Here is a 4,038-nt window from a genome sequence, read left to right as displayed (position 1 = left end):
TGTTTGGGTTTTGGTTTGCGGGCGAGAGCGAGCGCCGCTGCGGCGAAAATTGAACCACGATAGAGGTTCGTAGCCGGGGCTACGGGCCGATATCGGGGACAATTTGCAGTCCAGCGGAGCCGCTCGCAGCGCCCCGACCGCAGGGAGGAAGTACTCCTGGGGTGCCCAAATTAAGAAATCAAAACAGGTTCCAAAAGTGACCGTGTGGGCAGGCGGTGCTTCCATACACGTGCCGCTCCGGTGGTCGCCATGGAGAGCGAGGCACCAGAGCGGCTATGCGTTGTGCTGCATGCAGCGGCACTGATTGGCGTGTACGCCATCTACTGCTGCTGTGTCACAGATCAAAGTTTGTGTTGTACGAGGCCAATGATGTGTCCACGTTGTCAGGGGAGATCCCGGCTCTGCGGCGCTGGGGCGCCTTGGCCGGGATGACTATACGTGTTGATAAGTTTGTGCTCTACCGTGAGATTCCGGTGTGGCATGGCACTAATTCTCTGTCACAGATCAATCTTTGGGTAATGCATGTGACCCTAGCGTACCGAGAAAAGCCTACATCCATGTCATTGCGAGCGCAGCGAAGCAATCTCATGCTATCAGACCGAATGCAGCCACCGAATCCACGGCATGAGATCGCACCCCAAGAGTACTCGTTCGCTGCGCCCACAGCGCCGCGTCGGTCGCAGGGCTCCCTCCTCGCGATGACATTTTTGGGACTCCTATCATTCCGGTGTAGCATGCCGCCACACGCCAATCCCCATACGAAAACCTACACATCGTCGCGGCTCCAGCCGGTCGAGTGGTCGTTGATGTAGGCCGTGAGCTGATCGATGGCGATGCGGTCTTGCTCCATCGAGTCGCGGTCGCGCACGGTGACCTGCTGGTCGTCGAGCGTCTCAAAATCTACCGTAATGCAGAACGGCGTACCGGCTTCGTCCATGCGGCGGTAGCGTTTGCCCATGGAGCCGCGCTCGTCGTACATCACGTTGAAATGCGGACGCAGGTCGTCTTCGATTTCGTGCGCGATGTCGGGGAGGCCCTTCTTTTTGGAGAGCGGGAAGATGGCAGCACGGATGGGCGCCACCTCGGGGTGAAAGCGCAGCACCGTACGCTCGTCGCCGTCCGCCTCGTCCTCGTCGTAGGCGTCGCAGAGCAGCATCAGCACCGTGCGGTCGAGTCCGACCGACGTTTCGACGACGTAGGGGATGTACTTCTCTTGGTCGAACGGATCGTAGTAGGTCATATTCTTGCCCGAGTACTCCTGATGCCGCTTCAGGTCGTAGTCGGTGCGCGAGTGGATGCCTTCGACCTCCTTCCAGCCAATGGGGTACTCGTACTGGATGTCTTCGGCGGCATCGGCGTAGTGCGAGAGCTGCTCGTGCTCGTGGAAGCGCAGCTTCGAGGGGCGCACGCCCAGGCGCTTGTGCCACGCCATGCGCTTCTCGCGCCACTCGGCAAAGAAATCGAGCTGCTCGCCCGGCTTCACGAAGTACTGCATCTCCATCTGCTCGAACTCGCGCATCCGGAAGACAAACTGCCGCGCCACAATCTCATTGCGGAAGGCTTTGCCAATCTGGGCGATGCCAAACGGCACATGCTGCCGCGCCGGTTCGCGCACGTTGTGGAAGTTCACGAAGATACCCTGGGCCGTCTCTGGGCGCAGGAAGATGCGGTCGCCCGTTTCAGCAACGGGGCCCACGTGGGTTTCGAACATCAGGTTGAACTGCCGTACGGGCGTCCAGTCGAAGGCGCCGGAGCGAGGCGCGCGGATCTCCTCGTCCTGGATGATGTCGTACAGATCGCCCGCCATGTCGTCGCTGTTGAGCGCAGCCACGAGGCGCTCGTACACCGCTTCGGCCTGCTCCATCTCGCCATCCTGACGCAGGTCGCGGATGTGGTCTTCGATCAGTTCGTCGGCGCGGTAGCGATGGTTCGACGCCTTATCATCGATCAGCGGATCGTTGAACGCTTCGGTGTGGCCCGAGGCCTCCCACGTTTTCGGATGCATCATGATGGCCGCATCCAGCCCCACAATGTCGCCGTGGCCGTACACCATCTCCTGCCACCAGAGGGCCTTCACGTTGCGCTTGAGCTCTACGCCCAGCGGACCGTAGTCGTACGTGGCCGCCTGGCCGCCGTAGATCTCGGACGACTGAAAGATGAAGCCGCGCTGCTTGGACAAGGACACGATGGTGTCGAAAAGGTCGCTCATATCGGTAGTAAGAGGGATTCGAAAGGGCCAGATACAACATAAAGTACCATAAAGTACGCCGTGCGTAAACGCCGTACGACATACAACGTAGGTTTCTTAAGCAGCGGATGCAATGCCCGGTGTTGAAAAGCCGGTGCAACACGGTGCCTGCGGGCGCATCCCCCTGTGAAAGGGACTTGCAAAACCCGTTGCCAGGTTGGATCTTACGTACTTCCGCAGCCGCTTATGCTGCTGCCTATACCTTCAGACTCGTTTTCTTACATCCTCTACCTGTTATGAACAAGCGCGTGAAACGTCAGATGATCATCGCAGCTATCGTGCTTATCGCCATCATTGGCGGACTCTCTCTCATCGCTCAATTTGCATGATTGCATATGCGTTCTCCATGGCCATTTGATATAGCGGCGTGGCCCGTCGTTCTTCTATTTTCTGCTCTCACGCTGCTGACCGTGCCCGTCTCGGCGCAGGTCAATACCGAGCGCATGCGGAACCTGGATGTCGAAGGATTTAGCGCTACGCTCGGAGGCTCGGTGGCTCTGCAGAGCGGCAATACCGAGCTCCTTGAAGTCGGGGTCGACACCCGCATGGATCTGCTCTACGCACCGCATCACCTGTTCCTCGTTAGCGAGGTGCGCTACGGGCAGAGCGACGGGCGCCGCTTTCGCGACCGCTCGTTTGCACACCTGCGATACAACTACCGCTTCGGCGGACCGCTTGTCGCCGAAGCGTTCACACAGGTCGAACGCGACAACTTTGCACTGCTCGAACTGCGCACGCTGGCTGGGGGCGGGCTGCGGCTGCGCCTTTTGGATTCGGAGCCGGCGCGCCTCTTTGCTGGCTTCACGCCGATGTTTGAGAGCGAGCGTCTCGACCCCAACCGCGTAGGCACCCATCCGGCCCGCACCGCTACGGTGCGGCTGAGTCACTACGCGAACGCCCGGCTTCGTGTCAATGAACGCACCTTTCTGCTGAGCACCACGTACGCGCAGCCCCGTATCGACGCATTCGGCGACATCCGGCTGCTCAACGAAACCCGCCTCGGCGTGGGCATCACCCGTGCGCTCGCCCTGCGCGTGTCGCTGAACGTGCGCTACGACAGCCGCCCGCCCGGCGACGTTTCCGACTGGACGCTGTCCCTGACGAACGGACTTACCGTTTCGCTCTGAGCGCACCATCCTGAGCGCACCATCCTGAGCGCATCGTTCTGAGCGCGCAGCTGCCACCTGAACGCCTCTGCGTGGCTGTAGCCGAATGCCAGGAATGCCAGAGCGCTCTCTTTCTGTGCGTCTTTCTGCGCACCGTTCTGTGTCCTGCGCTTTTTCCGTGCATCACACCGCCTAATTCTATGCTCACGCTGCTGCACCTGGCCGACGTTCACTTCGACACCGTGTACGCGGGGCGCACGCTCGACCTGCGCCGCCGCCTGCGCAACGCGCAGCACACGGCGTTCGAGCGCGCGGTAGACCGTGCGATCGAGGAGCCGGTCGAGGCCGTGCTTATCGCTGGCGACCTCTTCGATGCCGACCGGCTTGGCCTGGCCACCGAAGACCGCCTCCTCACACAGCTTGAACGGCTCAACGAGGCCCGCATCCCTGTGGTCTACGCCACCGGCAACCACGACCCGGGCCAGGCCCGTGGACGCGTAGCGGCGCTCTCGTGGCCCCCCAACGTGCACGTGGTGCGCACCGACGAGCCGCAGACCATTACGCTGACCGACGCTTCCAACACTCCGATCGGGCGCGTCGTTGCTGTCGGGCACCCGCGTCCACACGTCTCCGAAAACCTGGCCATCCGCTTTCCGGAAGCCGATGACGAACTACCTACCGTGG

The 4,038-nt window shown here is 61.1% G+C and carries 3 protein-coding genes; 2 read left to right on the top strand and 1 reads right to left on the bottom strand.

The window, feature by feature from the left end; genetic code table 11:
- Nucleotides 1–766: 766 nt before the first annotated feature.
- Nucleotides 767–2,209 carry a glycine--tRNA ligase gene (locus PPP56_RS13175; RefSeq protein ID WP_353564515.1) on the bottom strand — a complete coding sequence of 481 codons (1,443 nt, stop codon included), beginning with the start codon at nt 2,207–2,209 and terminating at the stop codon, nt 767–769.
- Nucleotides 2,210–2,583: 374 nt separating this feature from the next.
- Here PPP56_RS13175 and PPP56_RS13170 point away from each other — a divergent pair, with 374 nt between their 5' ends.
- Both PPP56_RS13170 and PPP56_RS13165 read left to right on the top strand, forming a co-directional pair.
- Nucleotides 2,584–3,375 (top strand): DUF481 domain-containing protein, encoded by a 792-nt coding sequence (locus PPP56_RS13170; RefSeq protein WP_353564514.1) that lies wholly within the window; start codon nt 2,584–2,586, stop codon nt 3,373–3,375.
- A gap of 179 nt (nt 3,376–3,554) precedes the next feature.
- The coding region (locus PPP56_RS13165; RefSeq protein ID WP_353564513.1) for a metallophosphoesterase family protein at nt 3,555–4,038 on the top strand (484 nt) is incomplete at its 3' end.

It is taken from the genome of Longimonas sp., from assembly GCF_040409695.1.
In the GTDB taxonomy this organism is placed as follows: Bacteria; Bacteroidota; Rhodothermia; order Rhodothermales; family Salinibacteraceae; genus Longimonas.
Note: the sequence above shows the minus strand (reverse complement) of the source record. Positions and strands in the feature narration are given on the sequence as shown.

Coding starts and splice junctions, on each gene's coding strand:
- PPP56_RS13175 (WP_353564515.1), bottom strand. CDS start 2,209: ATGAGCGACCTTTTCGACACCATCGTGTCCTTGTCCAAGCAGCGCGGC.
- PPP56_RS13170 (WP_353564514.1), top strand. CDS start 2,584: ATGCGTTCTCCATGGCCATTTGATATAGCGGCGTGGCCCGTCGTTCTT.